This is a genomic window from Polaromonas sp. P1_G2, assembly GCF_056405515.1.
Window position 1 is genome coordinate 1 of the sequence record NZ_JBFUBY010000628.1, and the last position, 699, is coordinate 699.

Annotated in this window: 1 protein-coding gene; it reads left to right on the top strand. The window is 68.0% G+C overall.

The window, feature by feature from the left end:
• Window positions 1-699 (top strand): TIGR02677 family protein (locus AC1D0P_RS26605; RefSeq protein WP_477679470.1); only part of this gene is annotated, 699 nt, incomplete at both ends.

Below are 699 nucleotides of genomic sequence, written 5' to 3' on the forward strand. Positions count from 1 at the left end.
GCCCGCAGCATCGAGCTGCAGCAGGCCGAGGCGGGGGCGGTTGCAACCTACAAGAAGCGGTTGATCGATTACCTGGAACGTTTCATGGGCGATCTGGTGCGCCGTTCCGACACGATCGCGCGCCTCGTCCAGGCTTTGGAGCCAGATGTAGACGGCCTGCTTGGACAGGTGGCCGAACGCGAATCTCGCGACGCGGCTCCCGGTGGAGCGCAGGATCAGGCCATGTCGCGGGAAGCCTACCTACAAGCCTGGCGAGAACGCTGGAAGGGTCTGCGTGGCTGGTTCCTCAGCACCGGCCACGAGCCGCCTCAAGCAGAGCTGCTGCGAGCGCGGGCGCGGTCGGCCATCCCGCAGCTTCTGGCTGCGATCGCAGCGCTCAACGAACGGCGCAGCGGCCGTAGCGACCGCTCTGCCGACTTCCGCCTGCTTGCCGGCTGGTTTGCCGCCTGCGCAGACGACGGCGAGGCACACCGGCTCGGGCGGGCTGCCTTCGCTCTCAATCCGGCGCGGCATTTCTCGCTTAACGCCGATGCGGAAACCGAGCTGCCGGCCAGCATCTCATGGGCTGACGCTGCGCCGCTCAAGGTTCACCCGCGTTTGCGCGAATATGGCGAAGCGGCACCGCGCGGACCCCTGCCGCGCGTGCGAGACCGCGCCGAAGAGCGCGCGTTCCTGGCACGCCAGCTTGCGGAGGAATCA